The following is a 16,620-nucleotide window of genomic DNA, read 5'->3' on the forward strand; positions in this document are numbered from 1 at the left end:
TGTTGGATCCTGGGGCTCTTGCCCCTGCTTGTCGTTCAGGCCGCTTCTGCGCCGGCCTTCGGTTCGCGCAGCCTTTACTGCCCGAGCGTCTCGCGCGCCAGGCCGAGTGCCGCCTCGAGGCTGTCGGGATCGTTAACCGCCAGGCCCTTGCTGCTCTTGGCGATACGCTTGCCCAACCCGGTCAGCACCTTGCCCGGACCGCACTCGATGAAGACCTCGGCTCCACCCGCCACCATTGCCTCGACGCAGGACGTCCAGCGCACCGGCTGATAGAGCTGCTCGACAAGACGCGTGCGCAGGGTCTCGACATCGGCATGCGCCTGGGCATCGACGTTCTGATACACGGTGTAGCGCGGCGCACGCATGTCGAGGTCGGCCATGGCCGCCTTGAGGCGGTCCGCCGCCGGGCGCATAAGATCGCAGTGCGAAGGTACGGAAACCGGCAGCGGCATGGCACGCTTGGCTCCCGCCTCCTGACACAGGGCGATGGCACGATCGACGGCCGCCTTGTCACCGGCGATCACCACCTGCCCCGGGGAATTGTAGTTCACCGCCGCCACCACCTCATTTTGTGCCGCTTCGGCACAGGCGGTTTCAACGATGGCATCGTCGAGGCCGAGAATGGCGGCCATCGCCCCCCTCCCGGCCGGCACCGCTTCCTGCATCGCTTCGCCGCGCAGACGTACCAGACGCACACCGTCGGCGAAGCTCATTACGCCGGCGCAGACCATGGCGCTGTACTCACCCAGGCTATGGCCTGCCATGGCACCGGGTCGAGGCCCCTCGAGCTCCTGCCAGACACGCCAGATGGCAACGCTGGCCGTCAGCAGTGCAGGCTGGGTGCAGGCGGTGGTATTGAGCGCCTCATCCGGTCCCTCCTGGACCACCTTCCACAGGTCATAGCCCAGCGCATCGGCGGCCTCCTCGAAGGTCGTCCGCACCACGCTGTAGCGTTCGGCCAGCTCCCGCAGCATGCCTACCTGCTGGGAGCCTTGCCCGGGAAAGACGAGGGCAAGGGGTTGAGTCATGTCGTTCACCATTTGTTGAGTGCTGTCAGTTGCGACCGCCCAACTCGAGAGCGAGTCGGGCGGGCAGGTCTCGACTGACCTCCTGCGCGGCCCGCAGCACAGCATAGGAAAAGCCGGTGGCATCGGCACTGCCATGGCTCTTGATCACAATGCCATCGAGGCCCAGCAGGCTGGCGCCATTGTAACGCACCGGATCCAGCTCGCTCTTCAGCCGACGCAACGCCGGCCTCGCCAACATTCCGACCAGGCGACTGCTCCAGTGCGAGTCGAAGGTCGCCTGTACTCGTTCGATCAGCATGCGCGCCAGGCCTTCGCTGGCCTTGAGCACCGCATTGCCGACGAAACCATCGCATACCACCACATCGGCCGAGCCGGCGAAGATACCGTCGCCCTCGACAAAGCCGATATAGTTCAACGCACCGACTTCGGCCAGCAGCGCATCCGCTTCGCGCACCGCGTTGCTACCCTTGGTCCCCTCGCTGCCGACGTTGAGTAGCGCCACCCGCGGGGCGGCGATACCGTCCACGTGACGCGCCATCACTTCGCCCATGCGTGCGAAGTCAACCAGCCGCTTCGCAGAGACGTCGACGTTGGCTCCCAGGTCCAGCAGATAGCAGCGCCCATCGCCGCGAGTGGGTATGGCAGTGCAGATGGCCGGACGTGGAATGTCCGCCACGGTGCCCAGCTCGCGCCTGGCCAGCGCCATCAGCGCACCGGTGTTACCGGCACTGACACCGGCAACGGCGCCCTGAGTGGCCACATGCTTCAGCATCATCGCCATGCTCGTATCGCCGCCGCGCCGAAGCGCGTCGGTGGGACGCTGGTCCTGTCGAATCAGGCTCGGTGCATGATGAACGGACAGATGCGAACCGGCCGCGGCAAGGTGCCGCGGCAGGTTCTTGAGCTCGTCTGACAGTCGATCGCCCGGTCCGAACAGATCGGCCTGCAATTCAGGCCTTGCCAGCACGGCAGCAGCCGCCCCCTGTACGGCAGCGGCAGGGCCTGCATCTCCGCCCATCGTATCGATGGCAATCCGCACGTTCAGGTGCCGATGGTCATCGAGGCGGGTCGACTTAGACGTCGACGACCTTGCGACCGCGGTAGAAACCGTCGGGGGAGACGTGGTGACGCAGGTGAGTGGTGCCGGTTTCCTTGTCCTGAGACAGGGTCGGCGCGCTCAGGGCGTCATGGCTACGACGCATGCCGCGCTTGGAACGAGTCTTACGATTCTGTTGAACTGCCATGGGTGTCACTCCGAAGTGAGACGATAAACAATCAGGATTTGTCCTTGAGGCGGCGCAGCACCTCGAAAGGACTCGCGGGAGCAGGCTCGTTCTCCACGAACTCCTCGCCGCTGCTCAGCTGGTCGCGCGAGACACGGCAATGCGCCTCGTCGTGGTAAACCACCTGGGGCAGACTGAGGATCAATTCATCCTCCACCACCTCCAGCAGGTTCAGCTGTTCGTTTTCCACCAGCACCGGCTCGTGGGTGCTCGGCAGCTCCGCCGCCAGCGCATCGCTCGAGACCATTCCCAGCAGGAACTCGCTCTCGACGCGCTGAGACAGCGGCTCGAGGCAGCGCCGACAGGGCAGCTGCAGCTCGGCCTCGAGACGGCCGCGAATCTCACGGCGCCCCTGGGCATCGATGCCGAAGTCGAGCCACACCTGGCAGTCGCCCGTCTGCTCGCCCACCTGGGCGGCAAGGCGCTCGAACTGGTCGAGCGCCATCAGCCCCGAGAGGCTTTCGGCACGAGCGGCGAGCCGATAGGGCTCGACCTTGTTGGGAAGTCGTGAGGTCAACATAGGCGCGCAATGATAGGCACTCCCCATGCCCCTGTCAAAGACGCCATGTCAGCAAGTTACAATACCTCTCTCTTCGAACCCGCCAACGGCTCGCATCACCCAGCACAGGAGCACACCATGCCACGACTCGTTCTCGCCTCAGGCTCCCCCTGGCGCCGCCAACTCCTCGACCGCCTGGGCCTGCCCTACGCCTGGCTCAGCCCCGATATCGACGAAACACCACGTCCCGGCGAAACGCCGCAAGCACTGGTGCACCGCCTGGCTCTGGCCAAGGCCAGCCGTGTGGCCGAGCAGTATCCCGACCATCTCATCATCGGCTCTGACCAGGTCGCCGTGTTCGGCGGCGAGATTCTCGGCAAGCCTGGCGACGAAGCCACGGCCCGCGCTCAGCTCGCACGCTTTTCCGGTCAGCGGGTCACCTTTCTCACCGGCCTGGCCCTGGTCGACACCCGCCAGGCGAGCCACCGGGTCTGTCACGAGCGTTACGACGTGGTGTTCAGGCGCCTCAGTGATGACGAGATCGCTCGCTACGTGGAGCGCGAGCGACCGCTGGACAGCGCCGGCAGCTTTCGCATGGAAGGGCTGGGCGTCGCCCTGTTCGAAAAACTCGAGGGCGACGACCCCAACACTCTCATCGGTCTGCCACTGATTCGCCTGTGCGCCCTGCTGCGCGAAGCGGGCCTCGACCCACTGGGCGATCAGGGCAGCTGGTAGCGCACCGGCGAACGACTGGAGGGCACGCCCATCCACTCGGCGGCGACCCGGCCAAACTGACGGGTCAGCCGCTCGAAGGGATCCAGCCGCGGCGTGTAGTCGTGCAGGCGCACCTCGCCAAACAGCTCGCGACTCAGGGCGTCGAGGCTGCCGATCCCATCGATGAGACCCAGCTCATACGCCTGCTGACCGCTCCAGATCAGACCGCTGAAGAGGCGCTCATCCTCCACCAGACGATCGCCCCGGCCCAGCCGCACCGCCTCGATGAACTGGCCATGGGTGGTATCCATCACCGTCTGCCAGAACTCGCGCTCCTCCGGCCGCACCGGCGAGAATGGATCGAGGAAGCCCTTGTTCTCGCCGCTGACATAAATACGCCGCTCGATCCCGAGATTGTCGATCGCCTCCTCGAAGCCGAAGCTGGCGAAGATGACCCCGATCGACCCCACCAGACTTGCCGGCGCGGCGATGATCTCATCGGCGGCCGCCGCCATGTAGTAGGCACCGCTGGCGCCGACGTCCTCGATTACCGCGATGATCGGCTTGCCGCCCTCTTCACGCAGCCGCATGATCTCCTGGTAGACCCGCTGGGACTGCACCGGACTGCCTCCCGGACTGTCGATGTGCAGCACCACGGCAGCGGCATTGTCGGCATCCCAGGCACGGTTGAGCCCTTCGATGATGCGCTCGGCGCTGGCCGGGGATTCGCCATCGATCACACCACGCACGGTTACCACGCCCAGATGCTGTCGCTCGGGCTCGCGGGCACCATCGCCGAACAGGCTATAGAAGCTGGTGGCCAACGAGGCCAGGATCAGCGCGGCGAAGAAGAAGCGAAAGAACAGTTTCCAGCGCCGCGAACGACGCTGCTCCGTCAGCACGCCGCCGATCCAGCGATCGAGCATCTCCTGCTGCGCCAGACGCTGCCGCTCACGCAGCACCTCGGCACTTTCGGCAGGCGGCGCCGGCTTCTCGATCTTGGCCTGACGCACCTCGCGCGCCTGCTCGGGGGTCAGCTGCGGCCCATCGGTCCAGCGATCTTCGCGCTCCGGGCGCTTGTCGTCGTCTTGCCGCTTGTCGTCGCTCATTGACTCGTCTTCCTTTTCATCACTCGCGATTCAGCCATTCGAACAGTTCGCCTACCGTCCCGGCAGTATAGACAGGGCGACTCGCCGCCAGCCGTCCCGGCTCATGCACCCCCCAGGTGACGGCGACCCGATCCATGCCCAGGGCGCGCGCCATCTCCAGGTCATACTCGGTGTCCCCAACCATCACCGCCTCCTCCACCGGCGTGCCCAGCTCCACCAGCAGCTCCTCGAGCATCTGTGGGTGTGGCTTGGAGCGGGTTTCGTCCGCCGTGCGACTGGCGTGGAACCAACGACCGCTGTCGCTTTCGCGAAAGACCCGGTCGAGCCCTCGCCGGCTCTTGCCGGTGGCCACGGCCAGCCGCCGTTCGTGCCGCTCGCTCAGCGTGGCAATGCCGGATTCGACGCCGTCGAAGAAGGTCATCGGCGTGCCATCGGCCTCGACGAAATAGTGCACATAACGGCTACGCAGCAGCTCGAAGCGCTCGGCATCGATCCCCGGGCACAGGCGATCGATGGCCTCGGGAAGCCCCAGACCGATGATATCGCGCACCGCCGCCGCCTCGAGATGGCCCCAGCCGGCATCGCGCGCCGCCGCCTGCATGCTGGAAACGATTCGGGCAGCGGAATCCATCAGGGTTCCGTCCCAGTCGAAGATCACCAGTCGGTAGCGCATGAAAACTCCGCGTCAGATATCGATGAGGCAGTGCTCAATGGGACTCGCGAGCGCGCGACAGCACCGCCTCGAGCTCTTCCGGCAGGGGTGCACGAATCTGCACCGGCCGGCCGCTGCTCGGCTCGGGGAAGGTCAGCGACTCGGCATGCAGAAACAGGCGCGACAGGCCCAACTGCCGCGCCAGCGCCTCACCTTCACGCGAGCCGTACTTGTCGTCACCCAGCAGCGGAAAGCCTGCATGCGCGGCATGCACGCGAATCTGATGGGTACGCCCGGTGACCGGCTCGGCTTCGATCAGGGTCGCCTTGGGAAACGTCTCGCGCACGGCAAAGCGGGTGCGCGCGACCTTGCCCGCCGCATCCACCCGTACTCGGCGCTCGCCGTTGCCGGCATCGTAGCGGTCGAGCCGGGCGCTGACGAACTCGCGCCGGGCGGGCCAGCGACCCGCCACCAGCGCCAGGTAGCGCTTGTCCATCTTGTGACCCTTGAGCGCCTCGTTGAGGGCGAGCAGCGCCGGACGCGACTTGGCCAACAGCAAGCAGCCGGAGGTGTCGCGATCGAGCCGGTGCACCAGCTCGAGAAAATCGAGATCCTCGCGCACCTGGCGCAGGGCCTCGATCAGGCCGATCTTGACGCCGCTGCCGCCGTGCACGGGCAGACCGGCCGGCTTGTTGAGTACCAGCCAGCCCGGACCTTCCACCAGCACGCTGCCGGCCAGCAGGTTGCGCAACCCTTCGCTGACCTGCTTGACCGCCTCGCGCGGGGCCAGCTTCAGCGGCGGGATACGCACCACGTCGCCAGGCTGCAGGCGGTAATCGGCCTTGACCCGCTTCTTGTTGACCCGCACCTCGCCCTTGCGCACGATGCGGTAGACCAAGGTTCGCGGCACGCCTTTCAGGCGCGTTATCAGAAAGTTGTCGACCCGCTGGCCCGACTGCCCTTCGCCCACTTCCACCCACTGTACGTCGCGACCTTCGGTCATGACACTCCTGCTGAAAATCCGTTGTGAGCCAGCATTCTAACGTACTCGGCGATGCGCTGCGCCAATTGCTGCGAATTGCCATTACTGCTATATTGCCAGCTCGCTCGGATGGATCCCTTCGGTCCCATGGCGCCTGCACGACAGACACGCAGGCCGGAGCGACGAAATCGGGCCGCGACGATCCCTGTACATGGATCCCGCCGCCGACGAGTGATAGACGCATGAATTTGCAGCAATACAAGTAATGACGCCACGCCCGGATCCCGGCTCGCATCAGTCACAGGCGAGCGGTGGCCACGGGAATCGTTCAACATCGTGCCGGTGGCCGGCGTTGGCGAATCGATGAATGCCAGGTGTCTGGCGGTGACCGCAGGGCCGGATGGGAGAAGCCCCACCGAGACATGTCCTGCCTCCGCCGCGTACTCAACATGATCATGTCGTGCTGGGCCCTCACGGTGCCGGTACGATCGGGCGCCACTGTGCATCCGCGACATGCGCTGAGCACAAGCACGCAGCACCCAGAGGTTCGCCTTCTTCGATGCCCCCCGGCGCGTCCAGATTGCGAGACAACATGAAACGGATGCTCATCAATGCAACCCAGCCGGAAGAGCTGCGTGTTGCGCTGGTCGATGGACAACGCCTGTACGACCTGGACATCGAGTCCGGTGCCCGGGAGCAAAAGAAAGCCAACATCTACCGCGGCAAGATCACCCGCGTAGAACCCTCCCTCGAAGCCGCCTTCGTCGACTTCGGCGCCGATCGCCACGGTTTTCTCCCTCTCAAGGAAATTTCCCGCGAGTACTTCCTGAAGGAAGCCTCGGGGCGCCCCAGCATCAAGGAAGTTCTCAAGGAAGGCCAGGAAGTCATCGTCCAGGTCGACAAGGAGGAGCGCGGCAACAAGGGGGCGGCGCTGACCACCTTCATCAGCCTCGCCGGCCGCTTCCTCGTTCTGATGCCCAACAACCCCCGCGCCGGCGGCATTTCGCGTCGCATCGAAGGCGACGAGCGCACCCAGCTCAAGGAGGCCATGGGCCTGCTCACCGTGCCAGAAAAGATGGGCGTGATCGTGCGCACCGCCGGCATCGGCCGCAGCTCCGAGGAGCTGCAGTGGGATCTCGACTATCTGGTCCAGGTGTGGGAGTCGATCACCGAGGAGGCCGGCAAACGCCCCGCCCCCTTCCTGATCTACCGCGAGTCGAACGTCATCATCCGCGCCATGCGCGACTACCTGCGCCAGGACATCGGCGAGGTGCTGATCGACAGTCCCGAAGTGCATCAGGAGGCGCTGACCTTCATCCGTCAGGTCATGCCTTCCTACCAGCAGAAGATCAAGCTCTACGCCGATGAAGTGCCGCTGTTCTCGCGCTTTCAGATCGAATCGCAGATCGAGACCGCCTACGAGCGCGAAGTGAAGCTGCCCTCCGGTGGCTCCATCGTCATCGACCATACCGAAGCGCTGGTCTCCATCGACATCAACTCGGCGCGCGCCACCCGTGGCAGCGACATCGAGGAAACCGCGCTGCAGACCAACCTGGAAGCGGCCGACGAGATCGCCCGCCAGCTGCGCCTGCGCGATATCGGCGGCCTGGTGGTCATCGACTTCATCGACATGAGCCCGGCGCGCAACCAGCGCGAGGTCGAGAACCGCATGCGCGACGCGCTCAAGCTCGACCGTGCCCGGGTGCAGATCGGTCGCATCTCGCGCTTCGGCCTGATGGAGATGTCACGCCAGCGCCTGCGGCCTTCGCTGGGCGAAACCAGCGGCGTAGTCTGCCCACGCTGCAACGGCCAGGGCACCATTCGCGACGTGCGCTCACTGTCGCTCTCGATCATGCGCCTGATCGAGGAAGAAGCGATGAAGGAGCGCAGCGCCCAGATTCGCGCCATTCTGCCGGTACCGGTCGCCACCTATCTGCTCAACGAGAAGCGTGCAGTCCTCTCGGACATCGAGAAGCGCCAAGGCGTCCGTGTGCTGGTACTGCCCAACCCCGATATGGACACCCCGCACTACGACGTGCAGCGTCTGCGTGACGACCATGTCGAAGAGGAAGGCGATCACGACAAGTCCAGCTTCGAGCTGTCCGTCGAGACGGACATCGGCAAGGAGCCGGACATGAGCATCGCCAAGCCGGTTGCCCGCTCCGAGGCGGCCGTCAAGACGGTGATCCACAACGAGCCGGCGCCGGCTTCGCTGCAGCAGGAGCCGGCTGCGAAGCCGTCTGTCGCCCCTGCTGCCGCGCCCGCTGCCGGCGGCGTGCTCGGCCGCCTGCTCAAGGGCGTGACCAAGCTGCTCGGCGGAGCCGAGAGCGACACCACCACAGCAACCGAGTCGCGCAAGCCGGCCACACCGCCGCCGGCCCCCGCCCGCAGCGGCGATGACGAGCGTGGCGAGCGCAACGGTCGTCAGCGTCGCCGTTCACGCAGTGAAGGACAGGATGAGCCTCGCGGCCAGCGCGGGCAGTCCCGCCAGCAGGCAGGCGGTGGTGAGAGCGCCCGCTCCGAGGGCCGTCAGGAAGCTCGCCAGGACAACGCTGCCGGTCGTGGAGAAGGCCGAGGCGAAGGTCGTGGAGAAGGCCGTGGCGGACGCGGCCGCGGTCAGGCGCGCAGCGACAAGCCGCAGACCGACGAAGCACGCCAAGGCAAGCCGCGCGGTCGTGACGACGCCACCCGGAGGCAGAAGGCAGAAAAGGCGGAGCCCCAGGAGAAGCCGGCCGAGCAGGCTGCAGAGCCGGTCGACGACGGCAAGCCCAAGCGCACGCGCAACAATCCGCGCAACCGCTCGCGCCAGCACGCCATCAATCCTCAGGCCGAAGCCGAGCAGAAGCGTCTGCAGGCCGAAGCGCCCGAGCAGAAGGATGAAGCCGGTGCGGAGCAGGCCAAGGCGGATGCGCCCAAGCCGGCGGAGAAGCCCACCGAGACGGTGAAGGCCCAGGCCCCTGAAACCAAGGCCCCTGAAACCAAGGCACCTGATACCCAGGAGCAGAAAGCCCAGGCCCCCAAGGCAGAAGCACCCAAGGCGGATGCGCCCAAGCCGAGCGAGCAAACGGCGGAGAAACCCACCGAGGCGGTGAAGGCCCAGGCCCCTGAAACCAAGGCCCCTGAAGCCAAGGCACCTGACACCCAGGAGCAGAAAGCCCAGGCGCCCAAGGCAGAAGCCCCCAAGGCGGATGCGTCCAAGCCGAGCGACCAGCCGGCGGAGAAACCCGCCGAGGCGGTGAAGGCCCAGGCGCCTGAAACCAAAGCACCTGAAGCCAAAGCCCCTGAAGCCAAGGCACCTGAAATCCAGGAGCAGAAAGCCCAGGCGCCCAAGGCAGAAGCCCCCAAGGCGGATGCGTCCAAGCCGAGCGACCAGCCGGCGGAGAAACCCGCCGAGGCGGTGAAGGCCCAGGCGCCTGAAACCAAAGCGCCTGAAGCCAAAGCCCCTGAAGCCAAAGCCCCTGACACCCAGGAGCAGAAAGCCCAGGCGCCCAAGGCAGAAGCGCCCCAGGCGGATGCGCCCAAGCCGACCGACAAGCCAGCGGAGAAGCCCGCCGAGGCGGTGAAGGCCCAGGCATCTGAAGCCCAGGCACCCAAGACGACCGACAAGCCGGCGGAGAAACCTGCCGAACCGGTGAAGGCCACAGCACCTGAAGCCAAAGCGCCAGAAGCACAGGAGCCAAAGCCGGAAGCCAAAGCCGAGGAGCCGAAAGCAGACGCTCCGCAGCAGGCCGAAAGCGAGCAGCCTCAGGCCGCTCAGCGCCGCCGTCGCCGCGCCCACAACGACCCGCGTGAGATCCGCAAACGCGAGCAAGAGGGGCAGAAAGGCAGCCAGGGCTGAACGGGTCGCACCGCAATGAAATGGCCCGCACACTATGTGCGGGCCATTTTCGTTGGTCAGCTCTCGGTACGAGCAGGGTTTAGGCCGGACAGGATTCAGAACAAGGCTCAGGCCAGCCGGGGCTCCCGCTCCAGTACCACGCCAAAACGCTCTCGGACCCGTTCAGCCACGGCGTCGGCGACGGCCAGCAGCTCTTCGGCATTGCCGCCGCCGAAGTGCACCAGCACCAGGGCCTGACGTTCGTGCACGCCGAAGTGCCCGCTGCGCCACCCCTTGAGGCCGCAGCGGTCGATCAGCCAGCCGGCAGCCAGCTTCACCCGCCCATCGGCCAGCTCGAAGCGCGGCATGTCGGGCCATGTCGCCAGCAAGAGCTCGGCTACCTCCCGCTCCACGATGGGATTCTTGAAGAAGCTGCCGGCATTGCCCAGCTCAGCCGGATCGGGAAGTTTCTCGCGGCGAATGGCGCATACCGCCTCGGCCACCTCGAGCGGAGTCGGCCCAGGACCTACCCGCTGGGCCAGATCGCCGTAGGTCAGGCGAGGCGCGGCCTCACGGTCAAGCCGAAGCGTCATGCCAGTAATGACCACCCTGCCCTCGAGCTCGCCCTTGAAGATGCTGTCTCGGTAGCCGAAGGCGCACTCCTCCACCGTAAGCACGGCGCTTCGCCCATCTTCCATGAATACGACCTGCACCGCCTCGACCAGCTCGCACAGCTCGACCCCGTAGGCACCGATGTTCTGGATCGGTGCGGCGCCGCAGTGGCCGGGTATCAGGGCCAGGTTTTCCGTGCCCCACAGGCCACGCGCCGCCAATGTCATGACCAGCGGATGCCACTCGACGCCGGCACCGACATGTAGCTTCACGGCGCTGCCCTGCCGCTCCAGCCACCAATGATTCAGCGCCGGCCTGACCACCAGGCCACTCAGACGCTGCGGCAGGATCAGGTTGCTGCCACCGCCAAGCAGGGTAACAGGCCAGCCCTGTGCGGCAGCCCGTTGCAGCAGCCGGCGCAGCTGATCCACCGTTTCCGGAGCGGCAAAACGCTCGGCCCAGCATGGCAAGCCCAGCGTGTTGCTCCGCGTCAGATCATGATCGTGACGGACGATATCGTTCAAACCCGGTGCCCTTCGAGACGACGGGCGATCTCCTCGAGCAGGCCGCGCGAGGCGGCTTCGACCAGGTCCAGCACCTCTTCGAAGCCCTGCTCACCGCCGTAGTAGGGATCGGGCACCGGGCGGTCGACGTGACCGGCGAAGTCGAGAAACAGGCCGATATGGGCGCCACACCCCTCGGGGCACTGCGCACGGATGGCCGCCAGGTTGTCGTGGTCCATCGCCAGCAGGTAATCGAAGCGCGAGAAGTCCTCGGCTGCCAGCTGGCGCGCACGCAGTTCGCTCAGGTCGACGCCACGCTGGCGCGCCGCCGCCGTAGTGCGCGGGTCGGGCCCCTTGCCCACGTGCCAGTGGGCAATGCCGCAGGAGTCGACTTCCACCCGATGTGCCAACCCCGCCTTCTCCAACTCGCGCCGGAACACGCCCTCGGCGGTGGGCGAGCGACAGATGTTGCCGAGGCAGACGAAAAGAACGCGCATGCTCTACTCCTTATCGGTTCGCGCTCAGCAGTGCCCTGACGCGCTCCAGATCTTCGGGCGTGTCGACGCCGGGTGGATTGGGCTCGGCGGCCAGCGCCACCTGGATGACATGCCCGTAGTGCAGCGCGCGCAGCTGCTCCAGTTGCTCCAGCCGTTCGAGTGCCGAAGGGGTCCAGTCGCGATAGGCCGCGAGGAAGCCGGCGCGATAGGCATAGATGCCGATATGGCGCAGCCAGGCATCGGTTTCGAGCCATTCGGGGCGCGCGGCAAAGGCCTCGCGATCCCAAGGAATGGGGGCGCGGGAAAAATAGAGCGCCCGCCCGGAAAGCGAGCGTACCACCTTGACCACGTTGGGATTGAACAGCGACTCGACGTCGGCGATGGATTCGGCGAGTGTGGCGATGGATGCCTCGGCATCGTCGTGCAGGCGCATGGCCACCTGATCGATCAGCCGCGGCGGAATCAGCGGCTCATCTCCCTGTACGTTGACCAGCACGGCATCGTCATCGAGCGCCAGCAGCTCAGCGACTTCGGCCAGCCGGTCGGTACCGGACGGATGGTCGGCGCGGGTCATGACCACCTCGGCACCCAGCGGGGTCAGGGCGTCGCGGATGCGATCATCGTCGGTGGCGACGACGACTCGACTGGCGGAACTCGCCGAGGCCCGTCGCCAGACATGGGCCACCATGGGCTCGCCGCCAATATCAAGCAGCGGCTTGCCCGGCAGGCGCGATGAGCCGAAGCGCGCCGGAACCACCGCAATGAAGGTTCGATCCTGCGCCATCATGCTTCCCCGGTGCGTCCGGGCGAAGCCGGCAGCTTCTCGTCCACGTCCAGTTGCCGCGCTTCTTCAGGCAGCATCACCGGGATACCGTCACGTATCGGATAGGCCAGGCCATCGTAAAGGCATACCAATTCCTGAGCCTCGCGGTCGTACTTTAGCTTGCCCTTGCACAGCGGGCAGACCAACATGGCCAGCAGTTCCTTGTCCATCGTTTCACCTCTATATCCACGAGTATCATGCTCTCGCTCACCTGGCCATTCGGTTATCGCAGGCTTGCAAGGCGTCTGTCCAGCCAGGCCACGAAGTCCAGCGAAGGTTCGGCTTCGACCTCCAGCACCCAGACCTCCCCGAGCGCCAGCAAGTCGCACTTCTCGGCATCCTTGGCCGTCATCACCACCGGCAGGCCGTCGCCGAAGGTCAGATCCTGGGCCGTGAACCGATGGTGATCGGGAAAGGCATGTGGCACGGCCCGTACGCCCAGCGCCTCCAGCGTGGCGAAGAAGCGCTGTGGATTGCCGATACCCGCCACGCCGTGAACCGGCCCGCCGAAAGGCAGCGGTGTCAGGGGCCTTGCCACGCCATCGCTCAGCGAACGCCAGCGCGCCGGCACCAGGCGGAAAATCCAGGCGCCCTGAGGTGGGGTGAAGGCCGGCTCGCCGTTGATCAGCACCGCATCCACCTCGCTCAGGCGCGACAGTGGCTCGCGCAGCGGGCCGGCCGGAAGACAGTGTCCGTTGCCGAAGCCGCGACGGCCGTCGACGACCACCAGCTCGATATCGCGTCCCAGCGCCAAGTGCTGCAGGCCGTCATCGCTGAGCAGGATATCGCAGCCCAGCTCGCACAGGGCCTTGGCCCCACGCGGCCGGTCGGGGTCCACCACCACCGGCACGCCGGTCTGGCGCGCCAGCATGCGCGGCTCGTCTCCACTCTGCTCGATGGGGGTTTGCAGCGTGACACGCAGCGGATGATCCGTTTCACGCGCCGCCTTGCCTCCATATCCCCGCGAGACGATCCCCGGTCGCCAGCCCCGTTCGCTGAGATGGCGCGCCAGCCAGGCCACCAGAGGAGACTTGCCGGTGCCACCCAGGGTCACGTTACCCACCACGATCACCGGCACCTCGGCACGCCACACGTCACGCCGGCCGTCGCGGTAGGCGTCGGCACGCCGCGCCACCACCAGGCGATACAGTGCCTCGAGCGGCTTCAGCAGCCTGAGCCAGGCACTGCCCTGATAGGCGGCCTGCAACCAGCGCTCCCCCAGGCTCATGACACCGAGGTTTCCTGGAACTGTAATCGATGCAACGCCGCATAGGCGCCTTCGCGTGCCAGCAGTTCGGCGTGACTGCCCTGCTCGACGATCCGTCCCTGCTCCATCACCAGAATGCGGTCGGCCCGCTCGATGGTGGAGAGCCGGTGTGCAATCACCAGGGTAGTACGGCCACGACACACCACCTCCAGCGCCTGCTGGATGTAACGCTCCGACTCGGTGTCCAGCGCCGATGTCGCTTCGTCGAGCACCAGCAGCGGAGAATCCTTGAAGATCGCCCGGGCGATGGCGAGCCGTTGGCGCTGGCCGCCGGAGAGCATGACGCCGTTGTCACCGACGATAGTGTCGTAACCACCGGGCAGGCGCTCGATGAACTCATGAGCATAGGCCGCCTTCGCGGCGCTCTCGATGACGCGCCGATCCGCTTCCGGCATGCCGTAGGCGATATTGTCGGCCACGCTGGCGTTGAACAGCGTGACCTGCTGCGACACCAGGGCGATCTGTCGGCGCAGCGGTGCCAGGCGATACTCATCGATGGGCACGTCATCGATCAGCACTTCCCCGGCGGTAGGACGGTAGAAGCGCGGCAGCAGCCCGGCCAACGTCGACTTGCCACTGCCCGAGCGTCCGACGATCGCGACCATCTCGCCAGGTTCGATCACCACATCGATGCCCTTGAGCACGTCGGGCTGATCGTCGCCATAGCGGAAGTGGACCCCACGCAGTTCGACCCGGCCCCGCAAGCGCTCGGGCTCGCGAGAGCCCTCATCGGGCTCGAGCGGCACCTGCATCAGGCCGAACAGCTCGCTGGCGGCGGCAATGCCCTTCTGGATCTCGCTGTTGATCTCGGTTAACTGACGCACCGGCTTGGCCATCAGCGAGGCGGCGGTGATGAAGGCAACGAACTCGCCAGGCGTCATGTCGGCCAGCAGCGCCGGCGACATGGCCAGCCATACCAGCACGGCCAGCGACACGGCAATCAGCAGCTGGATCACCGGCGTGCTGATGGCCTTGGTCAGGGCTTCCTTCATCTTCTGCTGACGGTTGTAGTCGCTGGCCCGGGCAAAGCGCTCCTTCTCGTACGCTTCGGCACCATGGGTACGCACCACCCGGTACCCCGTCAGCGCCTCGGAAGCGACATGGGTCACGTCACCCATGGAGTCCTGAATGCGCAGAGAGATACGCCGAAAGCGCTTGCTGGCATAGCTCACCACACCGCCGATCAGCGGGGTCACCGCCACGAACAGCAGGGTCAGCATCCAGTTGGTCCAGAGCAGGTAGGACAGCAGACCCACCACGAACAGCCCCTCGCGCAGCAGTATGGTGATGGCGTTGGTCGCCGCCCCGGTGACCTGCTCGACATGGTAGGTAACCCGCGAGATCAGATGACCGCTGGAGTGCGAATCGAAGAAGCGACCGGGCAGGTGCAGCATGTGGTTGAACACGTTGCAGCGCAGCGCATGGACCACGTTGCGTGCCACGTTGCTCATGAAGTAGGTGCCGAGGAAGGTGCCCAGCCCCCTGGCGGCGAACATCAGCACCACGAACAGCGGCAGGAACAGGCGAAAGGCGGCATCCGGGTTCTGGATGCCGTCGATCAGGCGCTTCATCATCTCGGCCAGGGCCGTGCTGGAGGCCGCATAGATGGCATAGCCGACGATCGCCAGGGAAAAGGAGATCCAGTGAGGCTTCACATAAGCCAGCAGCTGCTTGTAGAGGGCCCAGCCCGAGTGTTGGGTCCGGTCTTGATTCACGGTGTCTCCGCTTGCGTGGATGTTGCCTGTGTTTCGCGCGTGGCGATGCGCACCTGGCGAATGCCGTGCACGCCGGCCTGATCCAGGGCGCGCACCACATCGGCATGTACCGCTCTGGCGTCGGCTTCGACCACCAGCCCATGCTGCCTGGCCTGCTCGGCCTCGTCAGCCAGCGCCCGGCTCAGTTCAGCGGCGTCGAGCTCTCGCTCGCCCAGACGATAGCGCCCCTGTTCGGTCACCACCAGGGTGACCGGCGATACCTCGAGATCCACCCCGGAAACGCTTTCCGGCAGGGTGAGTTCGAGGGCCTGACGCGTCTCGAAGGTGGTCGACACCATGAAGAAGATCAGCAGCAGGAAGACCACGTCGATGAGCGGCGTGAGGTTGACCTCCACCGGATCATGGCGCCTGCGAGCGAACTTCACGAGGGCCGAGCCTCCGCGCCAGGGCGCTCGCCTTCACGCTGCTCGTTGAAGCCGATCTCGCCGCGATAGTGAGCGAGAAACTCGACCACCTGGCTGGCCTGCTCCTCCATGCGTACGGTGATCTCCTCGACCCGGCGCTGGAAGTAGCGGTGGAACATCAGCGCCGGGATCGCCACGGTGAGCCCGGCGGCCGTGGTTACCAGGGCCCGCGAGATGCCGCCGGCAAGCTCGGCGGTACGCCCCACGCCGTCGGCAGAGACGATCACGGCAAAGACCTCGATCATGCCCACCACGGTGCCCAGCAGCCCGATCAGCGGCGTGATGGCGGCAATGGTACCCAGTGGGCTGAGAAAGCGCTCCATGTCATGGATCACGGCCGTTGCCGCTTCCTGCAGCCGCGCCCTGACCTGCTCGTGGCCCAGCCGGGCATTGCGCAGCCCGGCGGCCAGCACGCCACCCAGGGGGGAGTGGCCTTCCAGCCAGTACAGGTTGACCTGCCCGCGTGCCACCAGCGAGCAGACCTCCTGGCCCAGGCCATAGGGCGCGATGCGCTTGGCCCGCAGTGTCCACAGCCGCTCGATGATGATCACCGTCGCCAGCAGCGAGCACCCCAGCAGGGGAATCATCAACCAGCCGCCGGCGATGAGCGCATCCATCATGTCCATGGTTATCCCCTCTTCACGCAACCAGCGTC

The 16,620-nt window shown here is 66.0% G+C and carries 17 protein-coding genes; 2 read left to right on the top strand and 15 right to left on the bottom strand.

Annotation, left to right across the window (positions count from 1 at the left end; genetic code table 11):
• Window positions 1–74: 74 nt before the first annotated feature.
• From fabD to HOP59_RS12380, 4 genes are read right to left on the bottom strand one after another with little or no spacing between them, the layout of a single operon-like run.
• Window positions 75–1,028, bottom strand: a complete 954-nt coding sequence (gene fabD / locus HOP59_RS12365) for an ACP S-malonyltransferase (RefSeq protein ID WP_234254140.1) — start codon at window positions 1,026–1,028, stop codon at window positions 75–77.
• Window positions 1,029–1,053: 25 nt separating this feature from the next.
• On the bottom strand, window positions 1,054–2,067 hold the full coding sequence (gene plsX, locus HOP59_RS12370) for a phosphate acyltransferase PlsX (RefSeq protein WP_338073333.1): 1,014 nt from the start codon (window positions 2,065–2,067) through the stop codon (window positions 1,054–1,056).
• A 34-nt stretch (window positions 2,068–2,101) separates the two neighbouring features.
• Complete coding sequence (gene rpmF / locus HOP59_RS12375) at window positions 2,102–2,272, bottom strand: 50S ribosomal protein L32 (protein WP_010627954.1); 171 nt, start codon at window positions 2,270–2,272, stop codon at window positions 2,102–2,104.
• Window positions 2,273–2,303: 31 nt separating this feature from the next.
• Window positions 2,304–2,831: a YceD family protein gene (locus tag HOP59_RS12380; protein ID WP_010627953.1), complete on the bottom strand. Its 528-nt coding sequence runs from the start codon at window positions 2,829–2,831 to the stop codon at window positions 2,304–2,306.
• A gap of 117 nt (window positions 2,832–2,948) precedes the next feature.
• Here HOP59_RS12380 and HOP59_RS12385 point away from each other — a divergent pair, with 117 nt between their 5' ends.
• Window positions 2,949–3,545: a Maf family protein gene (locus tag HOP59_RS12385; RefSeq protein ID WP_010627952.1), complete on the top strand. Its 597-nt coding sequence runs from the start codon at window positions 2,949–2,951 to the stop codon at window positions 3,543–3,545.
• Here HOP59_RS12385 and sppA read toward each other — a convergent pair.
• The 3 genes from sppA to HOP59_RS12400 are packed head-to-tail and all read right to left on the bottom strand — an operon-like array spanning window position 3,530 to window position 6,288.
• The gene (sppA, locus tag HOP59_RS12390; protein WP_010627951.1) at window positions 3,530–4,633 is read right to left on the bottom strand and encodes a signal peptide peptidase SppA; all 1,104 of its coding nucleotides are present in this window, start codon (window positions 4,631–4,633) and stop codon (window positions 3,530–3,532) included. The two genes, HOP59_RS12385 and sppA, sit on opposite strands and share 16 nt — an antisense overlap.
• 19 nt (window positions 4,634–4,652) lie before the next feature.
• Window positions 4,653–5,306 carry an HAD family hydrolase gene (locus HOP59_RS12395; protein ID WP_234254142.1) on the bottom strand — a complete coding sequence of 218 codons (654 nt, stop codon included), beginning with the start codon at window positions 5,304–5,306 and terminating at the stop codon, window positions 4,653–4,655.
• A gap of 34 nt (window positions 5,307–5,340) precedes the next feature.
• Entirely contained in the window at window positions 5,341–6,288 is a 948-nt protein-coding gene (locus tag HOP59_RS12400) for an RluA family pseudouridine synthase (RefSeq protein WP_234254143.1), read from the bottom strand.
• A gap of 571 nt (window positions 6,289–6,859) precedes the next feature.
• On the opposite strand from HOP59_RS12400, the gene rne reads away from it, so the two are divergent.
• The gene (rne, locus tag HOP59_RS12405) at window positions 6,860–10,105 is read left to right on the top strand and encodes a ribonuclease E (protein ID WP_234254144.1); all 3,246 of its coding nucleotides are present in this window, start codon (window positions 6,860–6,862) and stop codon (window positions 10,103–10,105) included.
• Window positions 10,106–10,212: 107 nt separating this feature from the next.
• On the opposite strand, the gene murB is transcribed toward rne, so the two are convergent.
• From murB to HOP59_RS12445, 8 genes are read right to left on the bottom strand one after another with little or no spacing between them, the layout of a single operon-like run.
• Window positions 10,213–11,220 carry a UDP-N-acetylmuramate dehydrogenase gene (gene murB, locus HOP59_RS12410; protein WP_234254145.1) on the bottom strand — a complete coding sequence of 336 codons (1,008 nt, stop codon included), beginning with the start codon at window positions 11,218–11,220 and terminating at the stop codon, window positions 10,213–10,215.
• The gene (locus HOP59_RS12415) at window positions 11,217–11,696 is read right to left on the bottom strand and encodes a low molecular weight protein-tyrosine-phosphatase (RefSeq protein ID WP_010627946.1); all 480 of its coding nucleotides are present in this window, start codon (window positions 11,694–11,696) and stop codon (window positions 11,217–11,219) included. The genes murB and HOP59_RS12415 overlap by 4 nt, the downstream gene beginning before the upstream one ends.
• A 10-nt stretch (window positions 11,697–11,706) precedes the next feature.
• On the bottom strand, window positions 11,707–12,483 hold the full coding sequence (gene kdsB / locus HOP59_RS12420) for a 3-deoxy-manno-octulosonate cytidylyltransferase (protein WP_010627945.1): 777 nt from the start codon (window positions 12,481–12,483) through the stop codon (window positions 11,707–11,709).
• Complete coding sequence (locus HOP59_RS12425) at window positions 12,480–12,689, bottom strand: Trm112 family protein (protein ID WP_010627944.1); 210 nt, start codon at window positions 12,687–12,689, stop codon at window positions 12,480–12,482. The genes kdsB and HOP59_RS12425 overlap by 4 nt, the downstream gene beginning before the upstream one ends.
• Window positions 12,690–12,742: 53 nt before the next feature.
• Window positions 12,743–13,747, bottom strand: coding sequence for a tetraacyldisaccharide 4'-kinase (gene lpxK / locus HOP59_RS12430; RefSeq protein WP_234254146.1), 1,005 nt, complete (start codon window positions 13,745–13,747; stop codon window positions 12,743–12,745).
• Complete coding sequence (gene msbA, locus HOP59_RS12435; protein ID WP_234254147.1) at window positions 13,744–15,501, bottom strand: lipid A export permease/ATP-binding protein MsbA; 1,758 nt, start codon at window positions 15,499–15,501, stop codon at window positions 13,744–13,746. The genes lpxK and msbA overlap by 4 nt, the downstream gene beginning before the upstream one ends.
• Window positions 15,498–15,926, bottom strand: a complete 429-nt coding sequence (locus HOP59_RS12440) for an ExbD/TolR family protein (protein WP_010627941.1) — start codon at window positions 15,924–15,926, stop codon at window positions 15,498–15,500. The genes msbA and HOP59_RS12440 overlap by 4 nt, the downstream gene beginning before the upstream one ends.
• Complete coding sequence (locus HOP59_RS12445) at window positions 15,923–16,591, bottom strand: MotA/TolQ/ExbB proton channel family protein (RefSeq protein ID WP_010627940.1); 669 nt, start codon at window positions 16,589–16,591, stop codon at window positions 15,923–15,925. The genes HOP59_RS12440 and HOP59_RS12445 overlap by 4 nt, the downstream gene beginning before the upstream one ends.
• Between the last annotated feature and the right edge of the window lie 29 nt (window positions 16,592–16,620).

Origin of the sequence: Billgrantia aerodenitrificans, from assembly GCF_021404405.1 — a bacterium.
GTDB classification, from domain to species: domain Bacteria; phylum Pseudomonadota; class Gammaproteobacteria; order Pseudomonadales; family Halomonadaceae; genus Halomonas; species Halomonas aerodenitrificans.

Coding starts and splice junctions, on each gene's coding strand:
- fabD (WP_234254140.1), bottom strand. CDS start 1,028: ATGACTCAACCCCTTGCCCTCGTCTTTCCCGGGCAAGGCTCCCAGCAG.
- rpmF (WP_010627954.1), bottom strand. CDS start 2,272: ATGGCAGTTCAACAGAATCGTAAGACTCGTTCCAAGCGCGGCATGCGT.
- HOP59_RS12380 (WP_010627953.1), bottom strand. CDS start 2,831: ATGTTGACCTCACGACTTCCCAACAAGGTCGAGCCCTATCGGCTCGCC.
- HOP59_RS12385 (WP_010627952.1), top strand. CDS start 2,949: ATGCCACGACTCGTTCTCGCCTCAGGCTCCCCCTGGCGCCGCCAACTC.
- sppA (WP_010627951.1), bottom strand. CDS start 4,633: ATGAGCGACGACAAGCGGCAAGACGACGACAAGCGCCCGGAGCGCGAA.
- HOP59_RS12395 (WP_234254142.1), bottom strand. CDS start 5,306: ATGCGCTACCGACTGGTGATCTTCGACTGGGACGGAACCCTGATGGAT.
- HOP59_RS12400 (WP_234254143.1), bottom strand. CDS start 6,288: ATGACCGAAGGTCGCGACGTACAGTGGGTGGAAGTGGGCGAAGGGCAG.
- rne (WP_234254144.1), top strand. CDS start 6,860: ATGAAACGGATGCTCATCAATGCAACCCAGCCGGAAGAGCTGCGTGTT.
- HOP59_RS12415 (WP_010627946.1), bottom strand. CDS start 11,696: ATGCGCGTTCTTTTCGTCTGCCTCGGCAACATCTGTCGCTCGCCCACC.
- kdsB (WP_010627945.1), bottom strand. CDS start 12,483: ATGATGGCGCAGGATCGAACCTTCATTGCGGTGGTTCCGGCGCGCTTC.
- HOP59_RS12425 (WP_010627944.1), bottom strand. CDS start 12,689: ATGGACAAGGAACTGCTGGCCATGTTGGTCTGCCCGCTGTGCAAGGGC.
- lpxK (WP_234254146.1), bottom strand. CDS start 13,747: ATGAGCCTGGGGGAGCGCTGGTTGCAGGCCGCCTATCAGGGCAGTGCC.
- HOP59_RS12445 (WP_010627940.1), bottom strand. CDS start 16,591: ATGGACATGATGGATGCGCTCATCGCCGGCGGCTGGTTGATGATTCCC.